General features: G+C 65.6%; 1 pseudogene. It reads left to right on the forward strand.

From position 1 onward, the window contains the following. Window positions 1-308: pseudogene (locus KJQ96_RS39005) on the forward strand (IS5/IS1182 family transposase); the annotation flags it as partial.

The following is a 308-nucleotide window of genomic DNA, read 5'->3' on the forward strand; positions in this document are numbered from 1 at the left end:
AAGCCAAAGCCAAAGCGGCCTCGAAGCCGGGCGACGACCGCTCCGGCGACGGCGGCAAGGGCCGGCCGGGACGCAAGTCCAAGCCCGTCACGGCAGAGCCGAGCGACAAGGCGCAGCGCAACTTCACCGATCCCGACAGCCGCGTGATGCCGACCAAAAACGGCTTCATCCAGGGCTACAACGCACAGGCCGCCGTCGATGGCGCCCATCAGATCATCGTGGCGCACACGCTGACCAACTCGCCAAGCGATCAGGCGCAGCTTGCGCCATTGCTCGATGCCATCAAAGCCAATCTCGGGAAGAACCCG

Origin of the sequence: Bradyrhizobium sp. sGM-13 (genome assembly GCF_018398875.1) — a bacterium.
In the GTDB taxonomy this organism is placed as follows: Bacteria; Pseudomonadota; Alphaproteobacteria; order Rhizobiales; family Xanthobacteraceae; genus Bradyrhizobium.